Origin of the sequence: Mesorhizobium sp. M1E.F.Ca.ET.063.01.1.1, from assembly GCF_003998155.1 — a bacterium.
GTDB lineage: Bacteria > Pseudomonadota > Alphaproteobacteria > Rhizobiales > Rhizobiaceae > Mesorhizobium.
On sequence record NZ_RZSC01001563.1, the window covers coordinates 1 to 486 of the forward strand.

The window sequence follows — 486 nt, forward strand, 5'->3', positions numbered from 1 at the left end:
GGCCGGTCCCATGCTGCGCAAGCTCCTCTTCCTTGGCGTCTTTGCCGGAACATCGGCATCGATCCCGATCATCTATCAGTCGAACCCGCAGATGCTCGATGGGCTGTTCAAACCGACGGCAGCCTCCAGGCCGGCGACCGAGCCGCAGCCGGCCCTGAACCTCGCCGCGGTTCCGGACAAGCCTGCCGCGCCGCTGCCGCTCGGCCGCAAGGTGGTGGTCAACGCCGACGCGCGCGGACACTTCAGCTCTGCGTTCAAGGTCAACGGCCGCCAGGTCGACGGCATGATCGACACCGGCGCGACGCTGGTCGCCATCAACACGTCCACGGCGCGCCGCGTCGGCATCTCGCTCAGCCCGTCGGATTTCATCCACGAGGTCAACACTGCCAATGGCTCGATCAAGGCCGCCGTGGTGACGGTCGACCGCTTGCAGATCGGCAAGATCTCGGTCGACAATATCCAGGCGGTGGTGCTCGACGACCGGGC

At 66.5% G+C, this 486-nt stretch carries 1 protein-coding gene; it reads left to right on the forward strand.

What is annotated here, in order from left to right; translation table 11 throughout:
* Positions 1 to 10: 10 nt before the first annotated feature.
* A partial coding sequence (locus tag EOA29_RS39795) for a TIGR02281 family clan AA aspartic protease (RefSeq protein ID WP_127222574.1) occupies positions 11 to 486 on the forward strand: 476 nt, incomplete at its 3' end.